The sequence below is a fragment of the Leisingera coralii genome (assembly GCF_049056525.1).
GTDB classification, from domain to species: Bacteria; Pseudomonadota; Alphaproteobacteria; order Rhodobacterales; family Rhodobacteraceae; genus Leisingera; species Leisingera coralii.
Genome location: NZ_JBHUPT010000131.1, coordinates 1 through 306, shown reverse-complemented (window position 1 = coordinate 306; position 306 = coordinate 1). Strand labels below are relative to the sequence as shown.

Genomic DNA, 306 nt, shown 5'->3' with positions numbered 1-306 from the left:
GGCGAAGAACCCGGTGATCCTGAACGGCGCCGGCGTGGTGCTGTCCAAGGGCGGCATCGAGGCCTCCAAGGATCTGGCCGAGCGGCTGGATGCGCCGGTCTGCGTCGGCTACCAGCACAATGACGCCTTCCCCGGCTCGCACCCGCTGTTTGCCGGCCCGCTGGGCTACAACGGCTCCAAGGCCGGCATGGAGCTGATCAAGGACGCCGACGTGGTGCTGTGCCTCGGCACCCGCCTGAACCCGTTCTCCACCCTGCCGGGCTACGGCATGGAATACTGGCCGGCCAACGCCCGGATCATCCAGGT

1 pseudogene is annotated in these 306 nt (G+C 68.3%); it reads left to right on the top strand.

Features of this window, described 5'->3' with window-relative positions:
- Positions 1–306, top strand: a pseudogene (locus ACFMBG_RS24060) (sulfoacetaldehyde acetyltransferase); the annotation flags it as partial.